Genomic DNA, 23,510 nt, shown 5'->3' with positions numbered 1-23,510 from the left:
ATTGCAAATAATTGAACTATTGGCTAAAAAAACTTGCAAGATAAAACAGTCTCTGATAATTTGTATATACAACTTATGAATAACCTTAATATACTGGCGCTATTCATCGTTCTATCAAGACCATATTGCAAATAATTGAACTATTGGCTAAAAAAACTTGCAAGATAAAACAGTCTCTGATAATTTGTATATACAACTTATGAATAACCTTAATATACTAATGCTGTTATTAATCATTTTTCATCAACACCCCCTAAGCAGGTTATTTTAAATAATTCATATTAATGGCCTTTTTGGGCACGAATAGACGACCCCAAGGAACGACGATGATTACTAGTAATAGAACTAATAATAGAACTAATAATGAAACGACCAACGATAATGAATTTACCCGCCATGATGAGACTCGTAATATTGCTGCCCCTACTGGTAATACCTTACATTGCAAAAGCTGGCTGACCGAAGCACCTTATCGCATGCTACAAAATAATCTGCATCCAGATGTCGCTGAAAATCCTAAAAGCTTGGTGGTTTACGGTGGTATTGGTCGCGCAGCACGTAACTGGGAAAGCTATGATCAGATTTTGGAGTCGTTAAAAGTCTTAGAAGATGACGAGACGCTATTGGTCCAATCGGGTAAACCAGTGGGTGTTTTTCAGACTCATGAAAATGCACCCCGTGTATTGATTGCCAACTCTAATCTGGTACCGCGCTGGGCGACGTGGGAGCATTTCAACGAGCTCGATCGCAAAGACTTGATGATGTATGGGCAGATGACCGCTGGTAGCTGGATATATATCGGTACCCAAGGTATTGTCCAAGGCACCTACGAGACCTTTGTCGAAGCAGGTCGTCAGCATTATGATGGCAGCTGGGCAGGACGCTGGATTTTGACCGCTGGTCTGGGTGGTATGGGCGGCGCGCAGCCATTAGCCGCGACCTTTGCAGGGGCAACTTCATTAAATATTGAATGCCAACAATCCAGTATCGATTTTCGTCTGCGTACCGGCTACGTCGATAAGCAAGCAGATGACTTAGATCACGCTTACGAGCTGATAAAACAGCATACCGATGCTGGTGAAGCAGTTTCTATTGCCCTACTTGGTAACGCCGCCGACATATTATCAGAAATGGTCAAGCGTGCGGATGCAGGTGGTATGAAACCAGACTTAGTAACAGACCAAACCTCAGCTCATGACTTAATCAACGGCTATCTTCCTAGTGGTTGGAGTGTGAAAGAGTGGAAAGCGGCGCAAGAAGATCATAATCAACATGCTGCATTGACTAAGGCTGCTGCTGAGTCTTGCGCGGTACACGTACAAGCAATTTTAGACTTGCAAGCTATGGATATTCCAGCAACCGACTATGGTAACAACATTCGCCAAGTGGCCTTTGATGAAGGCGTTAAGGATGCTTTTAACTTCCCAGGCTTTGTACCCGCTTATATTCGACCGCTGTTTTGCCAAGGTAAAGGTCCGTTTCGTTGGGTCGCTCTATCTGGTGATCCAGAAGATATCTATAAGACCGACCAAAAAATCAAAGAGCTGTTCCCTGAAAATACTCACATCCATCGCTGGCTTGATATGGCAAAAGAGCACATCCAATTTCAAGGATTGCCTGCACGTATCTGTTGGCTAGGTTTGGGTGAGCGTGATAAGGCAGGACTTGCCTTTAATGAAATGGTCAAAAGTGGCGAGCTAAAGGGCCCTATCGTCATCGGTCGTGATCATCTAGATACTGGTTCAGTCGCCAGTCCTAATCGGGAAACAGAAAGCATGAAAGATGGCTCAGATGCGGTATCTGATTGGGCATTATTAAACGGTATGCTAAATGTTGCCGGCGGCGCAACTTGGGTGTCACTGCATCATGGCGGTGGTGTTGGCATGGGTTACTCGCAGCATTCGGGCATGGTTATTGTCGCTGACGGTACGGATGCAGCAGCCAAACGCTTAGCTCGAGTATTGGTTAATGATTGCGGTTCAGGTGTAATGCGTCACGCAGATGCTGGCTATGAGCTGGCGATTAAAACCGCTAAAGAGTATGGCCTGAATCTGCCAATGATTAAGTAGTTATTGCTAATAAAGTAGCTATTACTTGTTATATGCCTAATTTATTGGGGAGCGTAGTGCTTTAAGTACTACGTCACCTAGCCTTTCAAGAGCTGCTAGCAATCATTATGACCGCACTACCCGTCTGCCACTTCTAAACACAGTGGCTCATACATTATCAAGGAGGATAATATGGCTGAGCAAGATACCATTAAGCATGAGCAATCTGGTCAACCTACTAACACTACGCCCGATATGACGCCACCTGAAAAGCTTCTATCAACCCCTATCGCAATCTTACAGCTAATCGTATTTAGTACCATCGGTTTGGTAATGTTCTTTGTGCCGTTTACCATCGGTGAAAAAAGTACTATTTTATTTGATCACGGTGCAACTTATCTGGTCACTCAGCAGCACACCCTTGCGGTAGTACTATTATTTTCACTTATGATCTATGGGGTGAGTAAGCCTTTTTATGATGGCTCGTGGCGCAAGGATATTACCAATACAACATTGACCGTATTTAAAGTCATTGGTTTGGTACTTGCGGTTATGTATGTCACCGGTGCCGCGCCTGAGTTCATGATGGAAAAAGACATGCTGCCATTTTTGTTCGAAAAACTGGCGCTTCCGGTTGGCATGATTGTCCCTATTGGTGCGTTAATCTTAGCCTTTTTAGTTGGTTTTGGCCTGCTGGAAATGGTTGGCGTACTTATGCAACCTATCATGAAGCCTATCTGGAAAACGCCGGGCGCATCAGCCATTGATGCCGTTGCCTCTTTTGTGGGCAGTTATTCTATTGGTCTATTAATCACTAACCGCGTTTATCTACAAAAACAATACTCTGCTCGTGAAGCCATTATTATTGCGACCGGTTTTTCCACGGTGTCAGCGGCATTTATGGTTATTGTTGCCAAAACACTGGGGCTAATGGAGTCTTGGAACTTATTCTTTTGGTCGACGCTAGTGATTACCTTTATTGTCACTGCAATCACTGCTCGTATTCCACCAATTAGTCGTGCTGATAACGAAATAGATCGTCCAGAATTAACTTATAAAAAAGGTACTCGTCTAGGAGCCGCATTAGATTTAGGGCTTGCTACCTCACGCCAAGCGACAGATTTAAAACACATCTTATGGTCCAACTTTAGAGACGGTATTACGATGGCGGCCGCCATTGTGCCTTCTATTATTGCTGTCGGCTTAACGGGATTGTTGTTAGCAAAATATACGCCGGTATTTGACGCGCTTGGCTTATTGCTATATCCATTTACTTGGTTGGGCGGACTACCTGATCCGTTAGTAGCTGCCAAAGGAATGTCAGCAGGCTTAGCTGAGATGTTCTTGCCAGCACTGTTACTAAGTGATGCCGATATTTTGACCCGCTATGTCGCCGGTGTCATCTCAATTAGCAGCGTGCTGTTCTTTTCCGCGATGATTCCTTGTGTACTTGCAACCGAAATTCCGTTATCAGTGGGAAAAATGGTCATTATTTGGTTCCAGCGGGTTGTGCTTAGCATTTTACTAGCCGCAGCTTTTGGACAATTAGCTATGTACTTTGGTTGGATTGCTTAACTGTCTTGAAACAGGTGTTTGAAACATATTTTCAATTCGTTAAGTGTATTTAATAATACAACCCATATAAACAGGAGCACTGTTATGACCACTATAAAAAACCTAACTCTAAATCCGCGCCAGTTAAGCTTTGAGATGTTACGCGGTATTTATGATCAACCCGTTACCTTCTCGCTACCCGATAGCGCCTACGACGCGATAGACGCTTCACACGAAGATGTACGAACCATCATTGCTCGTGATAAAAGCGCGTATGGTATTAATACTGGTTTTGGCTTATTGGCCAAGACTCGAATTAACGATGATCAGCTTGAGTTGCTACAGCGCAATCTTATCGTATCGCATTCCGTTGGTACTGGTGAACCCTTACCGGACAGCGTGGTTCGACTGATAATGGTCATGAAAGTTGCTAGCCTAGCACAAGGCGTTTCTGGAGTACGCCGTGTCGTGGTCGATGGTTTATTGGCATTAATCAATCATCAAATTACCCCGCATATCCCTGTTAAAGGCTCGGTCGGTGCGTCCGGCGATTTAGCCCCTCTATCCCATATGACCCTAGCGCTAATGGGTGAAGGAGATGTCTATGTCGATGGTCAATGCGTGCCGGCCGCTGACGCTCTAGCACAGCATGGCCTTGAGCCCATTACCCTTGCTGCTAAAGAAGGCCTTGCTCTAATCAATGGCACTCAAGTCTCAACTGCCCTTGCGCTACGGGGCTATTTCTTAGCGCGTGACTTATTAGAATCGGCGACTATCGTTGGATCAATGTCTATCGATGCAGCAAAAGGCTCAGATGCACCATTCGATGCTCGTATTCATGAGGTTCGTGGTCATCATGGCCAAATAGAAATTGCCAAAGCGCTTAGAAGCTTGATTAAAGGTAGTGATATTCGAGCTTCGCACAAAGGGGAACAAGACGATAGAGTGCAGGACCCTTACTGCTTGCGTTGTCAGCCACAAGTAATGGGCGCCTGCCTTGATATTATCAATCAAGCAGGACAAACCTTATTAATCGAAGCCAATGCTGTAACCGATAATCCGCTTATTTTTACCAACGACGATGGTCCCGTTGCTATCTCAGGTGGTAACTTTCATGCTGAGCCGGTTGCGTTTGCTGCTGATATATTAGCTTTAGCGATTGCTGAAATTGGCTCAATGTCTGAGCGCCGCGTGGCATTGCTAATTGATGCAACCTTATCAGGTCTACCGCCGTTCTTGGTTGATAATGCTGGCTTGAACTCCGGCTTTATGATTGCTCACGTTACCGCAGCAGCATTAGCCTCTGAGAATAAGTCCATCGCCCATCCTGGCAGTGTCGATAGCATTCCGACTTCTGCCAATCAAGAAGACCATGTCTCGATGGCAACTTACTGTGCACGGCGTTTATATGAGATGGCGCAAAATACCGCGACCATTATCGGTATTGAGCTATTAGCAGCGGGCCAAGGCATTGATTTTCACCACGGGCTTGATACCTCAAAGCCATTGACGACAGCTCATCAACTCTTACGTGAGCAAGTTACTTTTTATGATAAAGACCGTTACTTAGCGCCAGATATTGAAGCGGCCAAGCAATTAATACTCAGTCGTTCTTTAACGGAGTATTGGCAGGAAATGCGCAATGACTGGTACCTTTCTAAATAAGGTTCTTTCTAAATAAACAGATATCTTCAAATCAATTTTAAAGGAGATCAGCGATGACTATAACAGCCGTTAGCCAAACCACTGCTGATATGGCGCTATGGACAGGACGTGCGGAGCCATTTGAAAGCGCGCGCGCCTGCTATTGGTATCAGCTGGCCCAGCCTTATGCGTTTGATAATATAGGACAGCGTATCGGGCTGGTTGGCTTTGCCTGCGATCAGGGCGTTAGACGCAATCAAGGCCGCGTTGGGGCAAAAGCCGCGCCGCCACTGATTCGTAGCGCGTTTGCTAAGCTACCGGTTATCGCTGAACTACAGCAACGTTTTGATGATGAGTTGCCAACATTGTTAGGCGATGCCGGCGATATTCATTGTGATGATGACGATGGTTTTGCCGAGCAACTGCTCGAGCAAGCTCAGCAGCAATATGCCAATGTTATCAGTAAAATCATTAAACAAGGTGGTCTACCTATTGGTCTTGGCGGCGGTCATGCGATGGCCTATGGTAGCTTTTTAGGATTATGGCAGGCGCTTCAGCAGGCTGCTAATGGTAACACCAGTGAAAACAATACGGCCGACATACCGACTACCCCCGTTATTGGCATCATTAACTTTGATGCCCATCTTGATATTCGTCAATCTGATGTGGCCACTTCCGGCACCCCTTTTCGCCAAATCGCAGAACACCTTACTGAATATCAGCAGCCTTTTCACTATTGCTGTATTGGGGTAAGCCGCTTCTCCAACACCGCAGCGCTGTTTGATCGTGCCGACAGTTTAGGTGTGCGCGTTATCAGTGATGAGGACTGTTATTATCAATCATGGGAAACACTTTCTGCTCAAATTGAAAGGTTTATCAATCAGGTTGATGTGGTTTATTTAACCATTGATATGGACTGCTTTCCTTCTAGCGTGGTACCTGGAGTCAGTGCACCCGCTGCCTATGGTATCGAGCTGAGCTTCGTTGAGCGGGCTGTCAAAACTATTATGGCGTCCGGAAAAGTAAAAATAGCAGATATTGCTGAGATTAATCCGACCTATGATAGTGACCAACGCAGCTGTAAAGTTGCTGCTCGACTTTTAGCCACCATCATTGAGCAACACCTATTCACCTTATAGCTAGTATATAAACAGCTAGCACCTAGCAGGAGTATATTATGACTAACACTACCAACCAGACGACGAATACCGCAACCATGGCATCGTTTGATCGTGTTATTATCAATGCCAATCTCGCCACTTTTTCAGCGCATTATGGCTTTGATGTGCCTACCAACCGTAAAGAAAACGGTAAATCAACAGCAGCAAATCGCGCACCTTACGGTCAGCTACAAAACGCTGCTATCGGTATAAAAGAAGGCAAGATTGCGTGGATTGGGTCAAATGAACAGATGACCCCACATCTTGCTGATTATCAAGCAGAACAAATCAGAGATGTTAATGGCGGCTGGATAACGCCAGGTTTAATCGACTGTCACACCCATTTGGTCTACGCCGGTAATCGCAGCAATGAATTTGAGGCGCGTCTACACGGCGCCAGTTATCAAGATATTGCAGCGCAAGGCGGCGGGATTGTCGCGACCGTCAGTGCGACTCGCGCAGCCAGTATTGAGGAGATATTTGCCCAAAGTGAAAAACGTCTGCTAGCGCTCATAAAAGAAGGCGTGACCAGTGTCGAAATCAAATCTGGCTATGGTCTGGACTTAGATACTGAGCGCAAAATGCTCACCGTCGCGCGTCAACTGGGTGACAAATACGATATCCATGTCAGTACTACCTATTTAGCTGCTCATGCTTTGCCGCCCGAGTATAAATACTGTGCGGACGACTACATTGAGCAAGTCTGCGAGTGGCTACCAATTTTACATAGCGAGGGTCTAGTCGATGCAGTCGATGGATTTTGTGAAAACATTGCTTTTAGTTCAGAGCAAATCAGACGCGTCTTTGAAATGGCCCGCTCATTAGATTTGCCTGTCAAACTCCATTCAGAGCAGCTGTCTGATATAGGTGGTAGTGCCTTAGTTGCTGAGTACCAAGGACTATCTAGCGATCATTTAGAGCATTTATCAGAGGCAGATATTAAGAAAATGGCCGCCAGTAATACGGTTGCAGTGCTATTACCCGGTGCTTTTTATACCTTGCGTGATACCAAGCTACCACCGATAGCAGCACTGCGTAAACATCAAGTTGCTATCGCTATTTCAACCGACTGTAATCCGGGCACGTCACCGCTGACCTCGCTATTACTGGCGATGAATATGGGCTGTACGCTGTTTTATTTAACCCCTGAAGAAGTACTAGCAGGAGCCACTATTAACGCCGCACAAGCATTGGGGTTATCACATAAAGGTAAAATAGAAATCGGCTGTGATGCCGATCTAGCGCTTTGGGATATCACTCGCCCTGCGGACTTATGCTATCAGATTGGGCTTAATCCTATTACCGATATTATGCGTCAAGGCCAGTGGCGTAAAAGCTAATATCGAAATATCTGAACCCACTTCGCAACGAATAAAATGTGGTTGGGAGAGATTTTTGAAGGCTCGAAAAGTGGCGCGGTCATACAGCAAGCGAGGAAATTTTTACCAGCCACATGAACCCATAGCTCTATTTTATTTGATACTGAATGTACAAGTCTCATATTTGGTTCACTATACAAGAAAAGCCCCAATCAATTGATGATTGAGACTTTTTGGTTTATAAGCATAAAAAACTTATAACACTAAAAACTTAGGCCGCGTATTTTTTACGCACGATTTCTGTCATCTCGACCATGTTACGCAGCTGTTGACGTACTTCTTCCCAGTTGCGAGTCTTTAGACCACAGTCTGGGTTGATCCATAAGCGCTCGATTGGGATATATTTTTGCGCTTCATCAATAACAATCTGCATGTTATCGCTATCAGGGGCACGTGGGCTATGAATATCATAGACCCCAGGGCCAATAGCGTTTTGGTAACCCTGTTGATAATTGTCTTCAGTATTGGTAGAACCATCGGCCCCATCAATATTGCCGTCCACTTTAAAAGCGTCTAACAGCTGCAATCCTGAGCGTGCAGTCTCGATGGTAATGACGTCAGCATCCATAGCAGAGATATGGTGTAGACAATCATGGAAGCTTGAGTAACACATGTGGGTATGAATCTGAGTTTCAGGCTGGGCACAGCTGGCAGAATGCTTAAAGCTATCAACCACTTGCTGCCAGTAATGGGCCTGTTCAGCTTGCTTTAATGGTAACCCTTCACGGAATGCGGGCTCATCAATCTGAATAACACCAATACCCGCGTCTTGTAAATCACTCACTTCTTGATTGATTGCCTCGGCAATTTGTAAACGTAAAGTATCACGAGTCTCAGCATCACTAGGCGCAAACGACCAGTTTAGAATAGTCACTGGCCCGGTCAACATGCCTTTCATTGGCTTGTTGGTCAAACTCTGCGCGTAGGTGATCCAATCAACGGTCATGGCGTTCGGACGGCTGATGTCGCCAACGACGATTGGTGGACGAACACAGCGCGTACCATAGCTTTGTACCCAGCCATTCTTAGCCAACCAAAAACCATCCAAGTACTGAGCAAAGTATTCCACCATGTCAGTACGCTCGGCTTCGCCATGAACCAAGACGTCTAGACCTAACTCTTCTTGGTCAACCACACACTGACGAATCTCAGCTTTCATCGCGTCTTGATAATCGCTATCACTGAGCTCACCATTATTCCACTGACGACGGGCTTTACGAATCTCAGCCGTTTGCGGGAACGACCCAATAGTGGTGGTTGGTAATAGCGGTAGATTTAACTTTGCTTGTTGCTTGGCATAACGGTCTTTAAAGATACCATCACGCGATTGCGCTGCAGACTGTGTTGGGGTCAAGCTGATATCAGTAGCCGCACTATCAGGCTGTAAATCACCAGTAGCCAGTTTGGCACAAACAACCACTTCGCTGAGTTTTTGCTTAGCAAAAGCCAGCTTGCCCTTCAAATTTTCAGGAACATCTTCTGAGGTTAAATCAACTGGTAAATGTAGCAAAGATGAACCGGTACCAACCCATAAGCGCTCATTAATACTGCCATCAGCCGCTTTTGGCTGGTTACCATTAGTATAAGAATGAGGAGTGTTCAAGCGCTCATTGGCCTCTAGCAAGATCTCTTGAGCACGGGCTTGGTCAGTGGTCCACACGCTACGGCCATCCACCACACCGATTGATAGTAGTTTATGGCTGGGTAGGTGATCAATCACTTGGGTGACATATTGCTTCGGCTGGCTTGAGCGAGTGATATCGATATGAATACCGCTAACGGGTAAGTTACAAGCGATATTGCAGTTATTACCTAACGAGTCAAAGTAGTTAGCAACGATGATTTGTGGCGGCGTTTGTTGTAGACCGTTATAAGCACGCTCAAACGCTTGCTGCCAGCGACCCTCTAAGTCCAACGATAAAATTGGCTCATCCATTTGTACCCAATCAACGCCTTGCTCGCCCAACTGATTTAATAAGTCCGCATACACTGGCAGCAATTTATCAAGATGTTCTAGCTTGTCCTCAAGCTTTGAGGAAGCTAAATATAAGAAACTTACCGGACCAACCAATACTACTTTTAAGGCTTTATCGGTTTTACCGCTGTTTTTAATAATAGCTTTGGCGTCGCTTACTTGTTTGAACACCTGAGTAAAGTCGGTATTGCTAAAGTCTTCATCGGCTTCTAATTCAGGCACTAGATAATGATAGTTGGTATCGAACCATTTAGTCATTTGCCATGCGGCAGTGTCTTCATATTGACTCGTATGGTCGCGACCACGGGCAAAGTAGAACTGACGATCAAAAGTATCTAAGGTTTGCGCGCCAGCAAAACGGAGTGGCTGCACACCGAAGGCAACAGCCTGGCTTAGCACTAGGTCATAATGGGCAAAATCGCCCGTAGTGATAACATCAAGGCCCGCATCGATTTGGTCTTGGATATTGGTAGTAAAGACTTCTGCTAGCGCAGCTTGGGTAGTCGCCTTGTCTTTTTTACCTTTCCAGTAATGTTCTAAAGCAAATTTAGTTTGACGTTTGTCACCGATACGTGGATAGCCTAAAATATGGCTAGGTACTTTAGATTGCTGGTTTCCAGTAGTCATGTGCTGCTCCATTAATTATATTCAATATTTAAGAATCAGGGTTTAAAGATTGGTATAAATGCATTCGATGGAGTAATCATAACTGACTATTGAGATGAATAAAAATCAATTTACTTATTATAAGATGAATTATATTAATGTTAACAACTTTGACTTGGTTTAAGATGTTTATACTATGTCAGCTATTATGAGTAAGCACTTACTTCATTATCAATAAAAAAGTACCTGCCGGTGACTACTAACAAGTGCTTTTGCGTTTAAAACAGTCACTACTCTACAATGTTTATTTTTTGACCTTACTATTGAATATCTCGCCCGTATTGGCATTAACCTTTAACTCAATAATCTGGTTGCTTTTAAGCAGTTCGACTTCGTAGTAGGAGGTATAATTGGCGTAATCGCGGTCATTCTTAAACTCAATTTTCAGGGCGCGTCCACCTGTTTTTTTCTCAGCGATACTCATGCCCTTCATAATATGTATTCTTGCTTGTTTCTGAATTTTAAAATCAGCAACATCGCCGCTATCTAAATTTCCAGTTTTGGTAGCAATAATTTTACCGGTATTGGCATCAACTTTAATGTCATAATTTTGGCTTTCTGTACTTAATTCTATCTCGTAGACACCGCCTTGCGCCTTATCGTCATCATCATCGAACTCAGCACTGACTAACGTCCCTGAGGCTTTTTTACTAGCAATCTGGATTGCTTGTTTTAAGCTAATTTTACTAACTTGGGCGGCGAGCACTTCACTAGACTTTGCGGTCTGAGTGGCCGCACTTGCGGTGGTAATTGGCACGCCAGCACCTACTACTAACGTAAGGCATGCGCCTAGAGTAGTGAAAGAATTACTAATGATTACTTACAATCTGTTTGTAAAACCGCCTAAATGTAACACTGAGTAAAATATATAAAAGACTATCTATATCAGTCACTTAAAAAATTATTTAGTAATTTTTAACGAGCCTAGATTAATATTTTTTAGATAAAAAATTACCGCGCCTATCATCAATGCATAGACGCGGTAGTTGTTGCTTATAAGTGTTCAAATTAAACAGTAACTATCAAATATAAACGATATTGGCTCAATATAGACCATCAATACGATAAACTAAGGGTCTTAGTTAAGAATACCGTAAGCAACTAAGGCATCAGCAACCCGCTTAAAGCCAACCATGTTTGCTCCAGCCATATAGTCAATATAGCCGTTGTCTGTCTGACCATACTGTTCTGAAGCTTCAGCAGCGCTATCGTGGATGTCTTTCATAATACTTTTTAGGCGCTCATCAACTTGCTCAAAAGTTTGATACTGACGCACAGAATTCTGTGACATCTCAAGCGCAGATACGGCCACACCGCCAGCATTGGCCGCTTTACCTGGCGCATAATGCACCTTATGTAGGCGAATATGATCAATGGCTTCGGCGGTAAGTGGCATATTAGCCCCTTCAACGACATATTTTACGCCGTTGTTGACCAATGACTTGGCATCGTCTTCGTCAACTTCATTCTGAGTGGCTGATGGGATAATGATATCAGCTTTGATGTGCCATGGCTTTTGCTTGGCAAGCCATTCACCACCAAAAACAGCGACATAGTCCGCTAAAGGCTTGCTTTGTTCTTTTTGCGCTTTAAGCCAGTCAATTTTTTCTTGATTGAGACCTTGCTCATCATGCAAAGTACCTTGTGAATCAGAAACAGTCAGTACCATACCACCTAACATACAGACTTTTTCAGCGGCATGTAGTGAGACATTACCAGTACCCGATATCAATACTTTTTTGCCTTTAATGTCTTGTTTTTGGACAGCGAGCATATTTTCTAAGAAATACACAGCTCCGTAACCAGTGGCCTCAGTCCGCATTAAGCTACCACCAAAACCAACACCTTTACCAGTGATAACGCCGGTCGATTCGCGGGTTAGATTCTTGTACATCGCATACATATAGCTGACTTCACGACCGCCAACACCGATATCGCCAGCTGGCACGTCAATGTCTTTACTCACATAGTGATGTAGCTCACGCATAAAGGCGTAGCAAAAACGGCGAATTTCAGTTTCTGTTTTGCCTTTAGGGTCAAAATCAGAGCCACCTTTACCACCACCGATTGGCAGACCGGTTAGAGCATTTTTGAAGATTTGTTCAAAGCCTAAAAATTTTAAAACAGATTGGCTCACGGTCGGATGAAATCTGAGACCCCCTTTATAAGGGCCCAGAGAATTATTAAACTGGACACGCCAGCCACGGTTGACTTGGATTTCTCCGTGATCATTTTCCCAATTAACACGAAAGGCAATAACACGATCAGGCTCTACTAAGCGTTCAAATATTTTTAAGGTCTCATATTCAGGATGTGCGTCATATAACGGCTTAATGGTGAGGGCGACTTCTTTTACCGCTTGGACAAATTCAGGCTGATGCGCATAGCGTGCTTCAACTTTTTCGATGGCTTGACTGATACTCATAGGTCTTCCTTAAAATAAAAATTGTGATCGTACTTGATTATATCCGCGTAGTATCGTATTACAGAAAGCTATAATACTGCAAACACTGATGTAGAGTCGGAGTCGTCCTCATACGTTGTCACGTATAAAAACGGCTGGGATTGCGAGTCCACTGACAGTGTGTCTAAGAGACGAAGGAGACTTTTATGTCGTCTCTATATGTCATATTGACAGCATTGAAAACTGTCGAATGTCGATAGTCTTCAATGCTATGACAGATAGTATCGCAGGTATAAAATGACTCCTAACATGCGTTTGATGATCGGATACTTTATTTTGCCTATTTAATTTACCTTGCTGCTTAAAAAAGTCAATCCTATATCGCAGTATTAGTGTTATCAATCATGGTTAATACCTATTTCTGACAATACTGATTTTGGCAGCACTCGTTCTAACAACGCTTACAATTTATTATAAGCAGATTTTTGTAGGCTAAGAAACCAAAAAACCAGGAAAAATATTAACACTAAGTACTGAAAATTTCTTGTATTTAATTTTTTTAATTTTAAAAAAAAGAGTATGAAGTCAATACTGAAAGTAAGAACTTATGATGCCTAGTCTTAAAGTACCATTATTCTCAATAAGCCTCGCTGTTTTTAGTGGCGTAGCACAAGGTATTATGATTGTTTCATTACCACCTTCGCATATTAAGTCGGGCTGGATATTATTGGACATCAAGCACACCTCATAAATCCTAGCAAAATTTATTTGACTAGTAATGCGCTATAGTCGATTCAATTTAAACAAGATCCAGTGCTACTGGGATGCTACTGTAACAAACGTTTTGCAGGCTCGAAGCACGCTTGCAAACAGCACGCCAAAAAAATTTATACCAGTAGCACATTGCTACACACGACTCTCCTTTATTGTGAACTGACTATAAGCTGCTGTTGAGTTAATTTGCTAGTCATGTGCGCAGCTTAAATGAAAAACCATCAGCTGTCTTATAAAGATTAGTTGAGGTATTACATACTGGATGATTCCAATGAGCCGAGACAAACTGGTGATTGTCAATAATTTTGCCAGTCACCATATGGCAAAATTAAGCTTCATAAGTAGATGACTTCCTTAATTGATCGCTTTAACTCATTAAATTATATAACCTTTACTGATAAATATACCTCGCCCGCTCCTAGGCGTATGCTTTATTAATTGTCAACCTTCATCCACAAGCTATTAACAGTAATCAGAGTACCCGCACTGCTAAGTAACAGTAACTCACTGAATAATCGGGCATACTATGATTAAAATACCTTAAAAACGCTAGGGTACTGCTGGTATAAGCTTTTTGCAGCCTCTGTCTGCGTAGGTACAGCAAGCAAGAAAAACTTATGCCAGCAGCATCTTATGTATCGATATTACTTTTCATTGACTATTCATTGACTATTCATTGACTATTCATTGACTATATTGTCATCTTAATTATGTCTTCTCTTCGCTACTTAACTTTTTATCCAGCCTTTTATCCACCCTTTTATCCAACCCCTGATAGTGGCAACCTCTGCCAGATTTTGCACTCTTGCTCTTTTTATAGGATGGTTTATGACTTCGCTTACTTCTGTGCGCGTGCGTTATCAAACGATTGAAATTGGCAATACCGATATTCATGTCTGTACCCTACGCGACAATCAACAGTTTAGCGACCCTGATGACGAGGCGCTTAATTTAGGGATTTGCTCGGCATCTTGGCCATTATTCGGTGTGATATGGCCTTCAAGTTTGGTGCTAGCCAACCACATGCTCGATTATGATATCGCCGGCAAGCGGATCTTAGAAGTCGGCTGCGGCATGGCATTGTCTAGCCTACTGCTTAATAATCGGCACGCAGATATTACAGCGACTGATTATCATCCGACAGTTGAGTACTTCCTTGATAAAAATACCGTACTTAATAATAATAAAGAAATTACTTTTGAGCGCCTAGATTGGGCACAAGAGAACAGTGAGCTTGGTCGTTTTGATATGATTATCGGGAGCGACTTACTCTATGAAGACCAGCATGTTGGTATATTAGCAGCGTTCATCGAACGTCACGCCAATCCAAAATGCGAAGTGATCGTCGTTGATCCTGGTCGTGGCCGCAAAAACAAATTGACCAACAAGATGGTCGAGTTTGGCTTTAGCAGTCATCACATTAGGCCAGAAGATACCAGTTATTTAGATATGCCTTTTAAGGGTCATATTTTGACTTTTTCAAGGGCGTAAAGCTTTCCAGAAAAGATCAATTGGTCCTAGCTTCCTGCCACTGCTGCTGAGTGATTTTATACAAGACATGCTCAGCAAGTGGATGGCTGGGTGACAGCGCGGGATGATAAAAATTGTCCTGCGTATTGCTCATGCCGATACGCTCCATAAGCAATTGGGAGCGCTTATTGATAACAGCAGTGAATGCGACCACCTCATCCAGTACTAGCGCGTCAAAAGCGAACTTTAAAGCAGCATGCGCGGCTTCAGTAGCATAGCCTTGTCCCCAATAATCCTTGCGCAGTCGCCAAGCAATCTCGACACAAGGGGCGCAAGGTAGATCAGCATGAGTGTCATTCAAGCCCACAAACCCGATAAAAGTATCACTGTTTTCAGAACTGTCTTTTAGACTGACCGCCCAAAACCCCCAACCGTTATCTTTAATGAGCTGCTGACATTTATTGGCAATGCTATCACTCACTGCTGCTGATAATAACTTAGGGAAGTATCGCATGACTTCTGGATCGGTGTTCATGTCAGCAAATAGCGCAAAATCGCTTGGTTGCCATTGACGCAGATAAAGACGCTCGGTTGCTATTTTAGTCATTGTATAAAACCTTTGTTTTACTTCTTTATATCGTTGGTATCAGCAATTGCATAAAACTGATGTTTAGGTGTCCTTATGCCTTAGTAGTAAATACGCTATTAATGCGATTATGAGACTTTCTGACTGACTGATTTGTCCTTATTAGCTTTGTCACTCGCCGTTTTAATTTTCATTAAGATGTCTTTAATACCTGCCCCATTCATATAGACTGGAACGGCATAGGTATCACTGACTTCTTTAGCAGCGGCTTTTGCCATGTTATCAAAATCGCTGGCTTGCATGTCATTAATGGTAGGATCGATGCCCACGGTTTCCAGCAAGGTTTTTACTTGGGTGATGAGCTGATCTGCAACATCGCCATCGCTGGCTTGGCTGTTCTTCACAACCCCAATTTTTCTTGCCAGCGCTGCCAGTCGTTTTTCGCTGGCTTTACGGTTGAGCTCAATTATATAAGGTAATACGATGGCATTGGCGCGCCCGTGTGGCGTACCATGATACGCACCCAACTGGTGAGCGATAGCATGTACATAGCCAAGCGCTGCTTTGTTTAAGGCGATACCGCCATAGTGAGCGGCCATGCCCATCTCTTCTCGAGCTTTGAGGTTGTCACCATCTTTATAGGCTATCGGTAGATACTTCATCACCGCTTTGACAGCAGAGGCGGCATAGTAATCAGTCTCCGCAGTAGCATTCACACTCATCCATGCCTCTAAAGCATGAGTGAGGACATCAATACCGGTATCGGCGGTAATATGTGGGGGCATACCCTTCATGATTGTAGGATCGATAGCGGCTGCCCGAGGCACCATTTTTGGGTCAATAGCGATGGCCTTTTGATGGGTTTGGTCGTCTGATGCTACCGCACCGATAGTCGCTTCTGAGCCTGTGCCTGCGGTAGTGGGAATACAATATAGTGGCAAGCACGGTTTTCTAGCTTTAAAAAGACCGATGAGGCGTTTGGGTTTGCAATTATTGCTCTGGCTCATGGCAATCATTTTGGCAGCATCAATCACTGAGCCCCCGCCAATGCCAATTACCGAATCGCACCCAGCATCAATAGAAAGTGCCAACCCCTCTTCCATCACTTTATAAGTCGGATCGGGGGTAATGCCATCATAAACTTGATAGCGAATATTTCTTGTGTCCAGATAATCAGTGACTTTCGATGGTACGCCCAGCTTATTTAAAACAGCGTCAGTGACGATAAGCACCTTAGTGTTACCCTCATTGATGAGCATGTCACACAACTCATCACACGCCTGCTCGCCTACGAATAGTAGCGGTCTTGGCATGGGAATGAGGCGACTAACAGCAGCCAGAACTTTGGCTCGAGTCTTGGCGACAGTTAAATACCCTAGATGATTGAGCGTATCGTTATGCAACAACTGAGTGAGGTTTGAGCATTTTTTTATGAGCATAATAGTGTCCTCTTGGTCCTAATTACATTTACCTTCCATGTGGTTTACGGCGTAGGATTTTGCCCACGGTAGGTTCTACTAAATCTTTTACCCATTTAATGACTTGCATAGGCCACTTAAAATCACGCTTTAAGGGACCTGTCACCCAGCGTCATTGTTTACATAAAGCGCGATGCCAATTCCTTCATAATCTCGTTAGTACCACCATATATTTTTTGTACCCGGGCATCTGCATACAGACGAGCAATCGGATATTCTGTCATATAGCCGTAACCGCCGAATAACTGTAGACACTCATCCATCACGACACACTGTTTTTCAGACACCCAATACTTGATTAATGCAGCATGATGTCCGGTAAGCTCTTTGTCTAAAAGCGCTTCAATGGCTGCATCACATAGCGCACTTGAAGCGATATAATGCGTGTTGCATTCTGCTAGCTTAAAACGGGTATTTTGAAAGCCCCATACTGGCTTACCAAAAGCGGTACGCTGTTTGGTATAATCAATAGTCAAGTCCAGTGCTAGTTTCATCGCACCAATACCTAACAAAGCAATAATTAAACGCTCCTGAGGCAGCTCTTGCATCAGTTGGGTAAAGCCCATCCCTTCTATGGTTCCCAACAAGTTTGCTTGTGGCACTCGCATGTTGTCAAAGAATAACTCCGAAGTATCTTGCGACGCTAATCCAAGCTTTTTTAACTTTTTACCACGTCCAAATCCAGGTGCATTATCGGTTTCGACCACAATCAGTGAGACCCCTTTAGCACCTAACTCTCTGTCAGTCTTACAGACCACAACAATCAAATTTGCCAATTGACCATTGGTAATAAAGGTTTTTGAGCCATTAATGAGGTAATCATCACCGTCTTTGGTGGCATAAGTTTTAATGTTTTGCAGGTCAGAGCCAGTGCTCGGCTCGGTCATAGCAATCGCGCCAATCAACTCACCAGAAGCCATTTTGGGTAGCCACTTTTGTTTTTGCTCTTCTGTACCATGGTGCAGAACATAAGGCGCAACAATGCCTGAATGTAAAAACCCACCAAAGCCGACTTGATTGGCTTCTGACTGGGCATAAATGAGGGCTGCTTCATGACGAAAATCGCCCCCAGCGCCACCGTATTCTTCCGGCATAGCAGCACATAAAAACCCCATCTCACCGGCTTCCAACCAAGCTTCGCGATCAAGCATACCGTTTTCACGCCATTTTTCGTCACGCACATCCCAACCTTTGAAAAATTTGAGCGCACTCTCGTGCAACATTTCAATTTCTTCATCCATCCATTTGGGCTTGAAAGCGGCGATAGTCATAGATTCTTCCTTGATACCAGGTTTATATTGAATTGATAATAAGTTGATTGTTGATTGCCTTGCTATTACGTCTTTAATGAACTGTTCATATATCTCTATAATAAATTACTCATGGTGCTTAAACAGCTGCTAGCGACTGGTCACTTAAAGACCATAAGGCTAATTACCTTTGAGTATAAATAATGAACACTTTTTGTGCTTCACTAATACAAGGATATTGGCAAAAAATCGATACTTAAGCAATAAATACCTTAGTAATGGTAATTATTATTACTACTGATATTGACCCCTATAATCGATTCAATATGAAAGAAAATCATTGGTAGTAACCTTCCATTGGTAGTAACCTTCCATTGGTATTAACAAGTTCGCTTCATTTACCACAAGGCTTGAACGCATGCCCCGCTCTTTACAAGATACTGATGTCGATGGTGAAATATTATTGATGATAATAAGCAGCAGGTGGTCACGGAAGGACTGCGACGCTTATTTGATTACTTCCTATCGACTATGGGCGAGGATTATATTAGTCGGCTGCCAGAGGCAGCGATTAAACAAAACTTCCAGAAACTGGCTAATTTTGGCAAGCTTACCCAGCGTACCGAAGAAATAAAAGCGAAAGGTGCTAGCAAAGAAGCATTGTTTGTCATGCGTTATGAATTGGTTGGCGAGGCAGCGGCTTCTCGTTTGACTCAGGTAGATACAGAAGGTGCTAATTTTGATGCCAGGTTTAATCTGTATTAAACACAGCGATAAACATTAATTAATAGTGCGGGTGACGAAACCAAAGCTGAAGCACAAATAAATCAACTTGATCGTATGAACTATTTAGACAGTATCAATCAGTTGTCAGGACTGGTGTCATTTTTTGAGAACAATCCGCTAACTGTTTATCGTCAGCAAATGAACCGTGTGAAGAGAGCTGGCTACTAAGCAACTGAACTGACTCATACCGAAATATATGATGATCAAAGAATGATTCCTCAGCAGTTTAGTTAATGACTATGTTGCTGCAGCACCCAATAAATACTGATGGCCCCACTGTTAAGAAGCCAGCGGGGTTATTTTTTACTAAAACTCATCAGTATTTTTCGTTAATCTCACACTATTACAGTGTTAAATAAGTTCCCAATCATAGCGGTAGCTAGCATGGCCAATATGCCCCAAATCACAATACGACCAATGGCAGGTAAGACGGGCGCTCCGCCTAGGCGTGCCGATACAAACCCCAATAAAACTAGACCTAAGAGAGCCAACAGGGATAATGACCAAACCAGCGTGTGCTTAGGTAGCAGTAAAATACCAATTATAGGTAAGATTGCGCCAACAATAAACGCCAAAGCTGAAGCCACAGCAGCCTGTAAAGGGTTGGCTTTAGCAGTATCGGTCAAGCCAATTTCATCACGAGCATGGGCTGCTAACGCATCGTGATCGGTCAAGGCAACCGCCACTTGATGCGCAAGCAGTTGGTCTAGCCCGCGCGTTTCATAAATACGAGTCAGCTCAACCAGTTCCCGTTCAGGGTTGTGAATTAACTCATAACGCTCTTGTTCTAAATCTGCTTTTTCAGTATCCGCTTGCGCTGATACCGAAATGTATTCCCCTGCTGCCATGGACAGCGCGCCAGCAGTCAAAGCAGCCAGCCCTGTTAACATGAGCACTTGACTACTAGGGTTTGCTGCGGCTACACCCACTAATAAACTGGCAGTCGAAATCAATCCATCATTTGCACCCAATATCGCTGCTCGTAGCCAGTTGTTACGATAACTTAAATGTGGCTCATGATGAACGGTATAGCTCATGATTGTCTCCATACCTATTATAAACTGGGGTTATAAGCTTGAGTTATAGACTGAGCTGTTGTGTATATGACATGACCTTCGCCGTATAAAAGCGCTACGGCATCCACCACCTCACTCACCATACTAATGTATTATGTGTGTTTAGTCTTCTGATATAAAGACTGTTTATTAATACCGTCGTGGATTGACTGGATACTAACAACAAAATAAGGACATACACGTTGCAGCATTCACAACGACATAACGAAACAATTTACCAGACGTTGGTACGTTTCGTTGGTACGTTTCGTTGGTACGTTTCGTTGGTACGTTTCGTTAGTACGTTTCTTTGGTATGGATATAACTACGGAATCACTAGTAGGCGTCTTATTAGCTGTTGTATTTATAGCTCATTAGTTGAGTTTATAACTAAGACTCAATTTGGTAACTGAACGCTTTTATATTCTTTAGCTAAAGCATGCTTTATGGGTTATTCAAATTTATTGTAAAATGACACGACCTTTATCGCATGAGAAGTAAGCTTAAGGGATAGGATAAACCTTGTCGTAGACCCAATTATAAATAAAGGCATAAATCACATAAAAAGTGGCCATTGCGATATCTAGTATGAAGGCTTCCCACAGAGTGATGCCCAAGTACCAGGCAATCATCGGCATGAACAATAACAGCAGACCACCCTCGAATAGCAAGGCATGGAGTACTCGTATTAGCACTGTCTTATGCACGTCTCCGCGCAGTTTCAACATGGCGTGATCAAATAATAGATTATAAAAATAGTTCCATATAGTGGCGATAATAGAACCTACTAAGGCTATAACACCCATTAATTGTAGGTCGAAACCAAATACCCAACTTGCCAGTGGGGCAAAGATGAGCAAGCCTATTAGTTCAAAGGCTATAGCATGGCGAATACGATCTTTGGTGGTACGCATTAAGCTTCCTAATTGATTCGGTTCTTTATTGATTGGCGCTGTCTGTTAAACGTACACATCACAGTTAGAATGCCTGAATCTCGTAGATATATAGATTGTTTTTGAGATCATTAGCGGTATTGGTGGCCCCCTATAGCAGGATAGTTGTCACCGCCGATACTGGCTCTATAGTTGCAGTCATTCGCAGTCCAAGCAAAAACTAAACGGTGATGAATGCTGCCTAGAAGTTATTTTAGACAGCAGCCTGTTTGTGATTAGTGATTGCTCTACCCTAGACATAGCTCGACTACTCGCAAGAGTGTGAGTGATACTTGAACACTATTGGCAGTTGATAGTAACTACTGGTAATAACGGAGAAGAGAAGTGAAGACTACAGTTAGATGCTGATGGCTAGTAAGTGACAATTCAATGGCTGGTCTTAATTCGAGGTAGTGTAATCTGAGTTGGGTATTCATGCTCGACTACATAATGGCCAATGCCAGATTTAAATCAGTAAAGATTGCTGTCGCAAACTGGACATATTGCACCATTATGAATTAATGACAGTTACTAGAATAAAAAGTGTAGTATTTTAGGATCAAAAAATCCTCATGCCCACCGCTAAGCCAGCTTCTAAAGATAAGTAAGATAGCCACAAATTAAATATTCTAAACCAATAATGATTAATCTCTAACGATTCTCTAATATAAAAGAAAGCAAGTAGCGAAAGTCTACTGAGAATAACCATTCTATCGTAGAGTTTTTTGTTATCTATCTGAATATCATAGGTCACTCGTTATGATAACCCTACACTGATTGTGCAATTGTACACAGAAAATGTTACAATCTAGCTACAAGCTAGAAATACTCTTAGTTTGTAAACGAACAAAATCAGGTAGCCTCAGGTAAGTACCCTATACCAGTGGGTTCAAGATTGCGGAAAGACGTGATTTCTGCTATCTAGCACGATAACTATGCAGTATTCATTCGATTGCTGCCCTTTAAATCACCTAAATGCTAAAAAATCCAAACCTATGGAGAATTACCATGACATTTAACAAAAACCTACTTACCGCTGCGCTACTAACTGTTGGTGGCTTTGCCGCTATCTCTAGTGCGAATGCTGCTGGAACAGTTGAAGACACATTTGATGTCAAACTTAAGATTGATTCGGTTTGTACCGTGGTAGCTAGTGGCGCTGTAATTGACTTTGGTTCACAAGACGCAGGTGCTCTCGCAGATACTGTAGGTATAGTAACGTCTTCTTCAACAATCAATGTGAACTGCTCTCTAAATGCTCCCTATGTCGTTAGCTTAGCATCAGTGAACGTACCTAGTACTACAGGTACAGGTACTATGAATGGGCCAGGAGATGATGTTATTACATATCAATTATACTCTGATTTATTAGGGGCGGACGTGTGGGGTAATGACGGCGTACTTTCTGGTGCCATCGGCAATAGTGTCTCTGGAACAGGAGAAGGCTTATCTACAGCAGCTACTACGCATCAAGTATTTGCTAAATTAACTAGCACTACAGATATTCAGCTAGGTGATTATAGTGATACCGTTACCGCTTCTGTAATCTACTGATATTTGTGTTAAGTCTCTGGTTACGCCGTGTTGCGAGACCCGCTGTTATCTCTAGCTTGATACTGTTTAGTAGTGGAGCAATGGCGAGTGGCCTACAGGTCTCTCCCATCTCCTTGAGCTTACAAGCTAGAGAAAATGCCAGTGGCCTGACCCTTAGTAATACTGCTGACACTATGATAAACGCGCAAGTGCGCGTTTATCAGTGGTCGCAGGATGAAAAAGGCGATCAGCTCACGCCCTCACGAGGATTATTGGCCAGTCCGCCAATGATTAAGCTTAACTCTGGCGAAAGACAACTTATCCGAATTATCCGCGCTAAGGCACCGCCACAAGGCGCTGGAGCGGCGGAAGACAGTTATCGAATTTTGGTTAATGAGTTGCCAACCCAGTCTCTTGTACAGAAGAAGGGATTACAATTTGCGTTAAGCTACTCTTTACCGGTATTTGTGCAGCCTGTTGGTGTTGTTAAGACCAGCCCACAGTTGCAATGGCGCTATAGCTTGCAACCCGATGATAAGCAGATTAAATTACGCGTCAGTAATAGCGGCAATGGTCATGCCCAATTAGCTAGAATGAGTATGATAGATTCTGCTGGTAATAGTATTGATCTAAATCAGGGTTTACTTGGTTATGTTTTGCCGGGCTCCACCATGAACTGGACACTGAAGATACCGCCATCCATTCTGAAAAATGGAATGACAGCTGGTAAATTCAAGGTAATGATCAATGGCACTCAGACGATGCAAGACGCCATACTGGACAATTCCATTCGCTAAAGCAGTTTTGCTGCAGAGT

At 43.3% G+C, this 23,510-nt stretch carries 18 protein-coding genes; 10 read left to right on the top strand and 8 right to left on the bottom strand.

Annotated elements, in window-relative coordinates; genetic code table 11:
* The first annotated feature begins 326 nt into the window (after positions 1-326).
* From hutU to hutI, 5 genes are all read left to right on the top strand, one after another.
* The gene (gene hutU / locus RCH20_RS03055) at positions 327-2,069 is read left to right on the top strand and encodes a urocanate hydratase (protein WP_327192541.1); all 1,743 of its coding nucleotides are present in this window, start codon (positions 327-329) and stop codon (positions 2,067-2,069) included.
* 171 nt (positions 2,070-2,240) lie between these two features.
* On the top strand, positions 2,241-3,623 hold the full coding sequence (locus RCH20_RS03050; RefSeq protein WP_327192540.1) for a YjiH family protein: 1,383 nt from the start codon (positions 2,241-2,243) through the stop codon (positions 3,621-3,623).
* Positions 3,624-3,707: 84 nt separating this feature from the next.
* On the top strand, positions 3,708-5,267 hold the full coding sequence (gene hutH / locus RCH20_RS03045) for a histidine ammonia-lyase (RefSeq protein WP_327192539.1): 1,560 nt from the start codon (positions 3,708-3,710) through the stop codon (positions 5,265-5,267).
* 53 nt (positions 5,268-5,320) lie between these two features.
* Positions 5,321-6,385 carry a formimidoylglutamase gene (gene hutG, locus RCH20_RS03040; protein WP_327192538.1) on the top strand — a complete coding sequence of 355 codons (1,065 nt, stop codon included), beginning with the start codon at positions 5,321-5,323 and terminating at the stop codon, positions 6,383-6,385.
* A 38-nt stretch (positions 6,386-6,423) separates the two neighbouring features.
* Entirely contained in the window at positions 6,424-7,746 is a 1,323-nt protein-coding gene (gene hutI, locus RCH20_RS03035) for an imidazolonepropionase (protein WP_327192537.1), read from the top strand.
* Between the two features lie 250 nt (positions 7,747-7,996).
* Here the strand turns inward: hutI and metE are convergent, their stop codons facing one another.
* From metE to gdhA, 3 genes are all read right to left on the bottom strand, one after another.
* The gene (metE, locus tag RCH20_RS03030; RefSeq protein ID WP_327192536.1) at positions 7,997-10,387 is read right to left on the bottom strand and encodes a 5-methyltetrahydropteroyltriglutamate--homocysteine S-methyltransferase; all 2,391 of its coding nucleotides are present in this window, start codon (positions 10,385-10,387) and stop codon (positions 7,997-7,999) included.
* Positions 10,388-10,670: 283 nt separating this feature from the next.
* Positions 10,671-11,183: a PepSY domain-containing protein gene (locus RCH20_RS03025; protein ID WP_327192535.1), complete on the bottom strand. Its 513-nt coding sequence runs from the start codon at positions 11,181-11,183 to the stop codon at positions 10,671-10,673.
* Positions 11,184-11,504: 321 nt separating this feature from the next.
* The gene (gene gdhA / locus RCH20_RS03020; protein WP_209956598.1) at positions 11,505-12,851 is read right to left on the bottom strand and encodes an NADP-specific glutamate dehydrogenase; all 1,347 of its coding nucleotides are present in this window, start codon (positions 12,849-12,851) and stop codon (positions 11,505-11,507) included.
* Between the two features lie 586 nt (positions 12,852-13,437).
* Here gdhA and RCH20_RS03015 point away from each other — a divergent pair.
* Together RCH20_RS03015 and RCH20_RS03010 are read left to right on the top strand one after the other, a co-directional pair.
* On the top strand, positions 13,438-13,581 hold the full coding sequence (locus RCH20_RS03015) for a hypothetical protein (protein ID WP_327192534.1): 144 nt from the start codon (positions 13,438-13,440) through the stop codon (positions 13,579-13,581).
* An 851-nt stretch (positions 13,582-14,432) separates the two neighbouring features.
* Entirely contained in the window at positions 14,433-15,095 is a 663-nt protein-coding gene (locus RCH20_RS03010; RefSeq protein WP_209956597.1) for a class I SAM-dependent methyltransferase, read from the top strand.
* 16 nt (positions 15,096-15,111) lie between these two features.
* On the opposite strand, the gene RCH20_RS03005 is transcribed toward RCH20_RS03010, so the two are convergent.
* From RCH20_RS03005 to RCH20_RS02995, 3 genes are all read right to left on the bottom strand, one after another.
* Positions 15,112-15,681: a GNAT family N-acetyltransferase gene (locus RCH20_RS03005; RefSeq protein ID WP_327192533.1), complete on the bottom strand. Its 570-nt coding sequence runs from the start codon at positions 15,679-15,681 to the stop codon at positions 15,112-15,114.
* 107 nt (positions 15,682-15,788) lie between these two features.
* The gene (locus tag RCH20_RS03000; RefSeq protein ID WP_327192532.1) at positions 15,789-17,099 is read right to left on the bottom strand and encodes an iron-containing alcohol dehydrogenase; all 1,311 of its coding nucleotides are present in this window, start codon (positions 17,097-17,099) and stop codon (positions 15,789-15,791) included.
* A 158-nt stretch (positions 17,100-17,257) separates the two neighbouring features.
* On the bottom strand, positions 17,258-18,409 hold the full coding sequence (locus RCH20_RS02995; protein WP_327192531.1) for an acyl-CoA dehydrogenase family protein: 1,152 nt from the start codon (positions 18,407-18,409) through the stop codon (positions 17,258-17,260).
* 462 nt (positions 18,410-18,871) lie between these two features.
* On the opposite strand from RCH20_RS02995, the gene RCH20_RS02990 reads away from it, so the two are divergent.
* Entirely contained in the window at positions 18,872-19,153 is a 282-nt protein-coding gene (locus RCH20_RS02990; protein ID WP_327192530.1) for a lipase secretion chaperone, read from the top strand.
* Positions 19,154-19,509: 356 nt separating this feature from the next.
* Here RCH20_RS02990 and RCH20_RS02985 read toward each other — a convergent pair whose 3' ends face one another.
* Together RCH20_RS02985 and RCH20_RS02980 are read right to left on the bottom strand one after the other, a co-directional pair.
* On the bottom strand, positions 19,510-20,211 hold the full coding sequence (locus RCH20_RS02985) for a VIT1/CCC1 transporter family protein (protein WP_327192529.1): 702 nt from the start codon (positions 20,209-20,211) through the stop codon (positions 19,510-19,512).
* Positions 20,212-20,732: 521 nt separating this feature from the next.
* Positions 20,733-21,143 (bottom strand): PACE efflux transporter, encoded by a 411-nt coding sequence (locus RCH20_RS02980; RefSeq protein ID WP_327192528.1) that lies wholly within the window; start codon positions 21,141-21,143, stop codon positions 20,733-20,735.
* A gap of 1,026 nt (positions 21,144-22,169) precedes the next feature.
* Between RCH20_RS02980 and RCH20_RS02975 the strand changes: the two genes are divergently transcribed.
* Positions 22,170-22,715 carry a Csu type fimbrial protein gene (locus RCH20_RS02975; protein ID WP_327192527.1) on the top strand — a complete coding sequence of 182 codons (546 nt, stop codon included), beginning with the start codon at positions 22,170-22,172 and terminating at the stop codon, positions 22,713-22,715.
* Positions 22,716-22,720: 5 nt separating this feature from the next.
* Entirely contained in the window at positions 22,721-23,491 is a 771-nt protein-coding gene (locus RCH20_RS02970; protein ID WP_327192526.1) for a fimbrial biogenesis chaperone, read from the top strand.
* Positions 23,492-23,510 lie beyond the last annotated feature (19 nt).

The sequence above is a fragment of the Psychrobacter sp. PL15 genome (assembly GCF_035984995.1).
Lineage (GTDB): Bacteria > Pseudomonadota > Gammaproteobacteria > Pseudomonadales > Moraxellaceae > Psychrobacter.
This window is presented reverse-complemented; position numbering and strand designations above follow the sequence as displayed.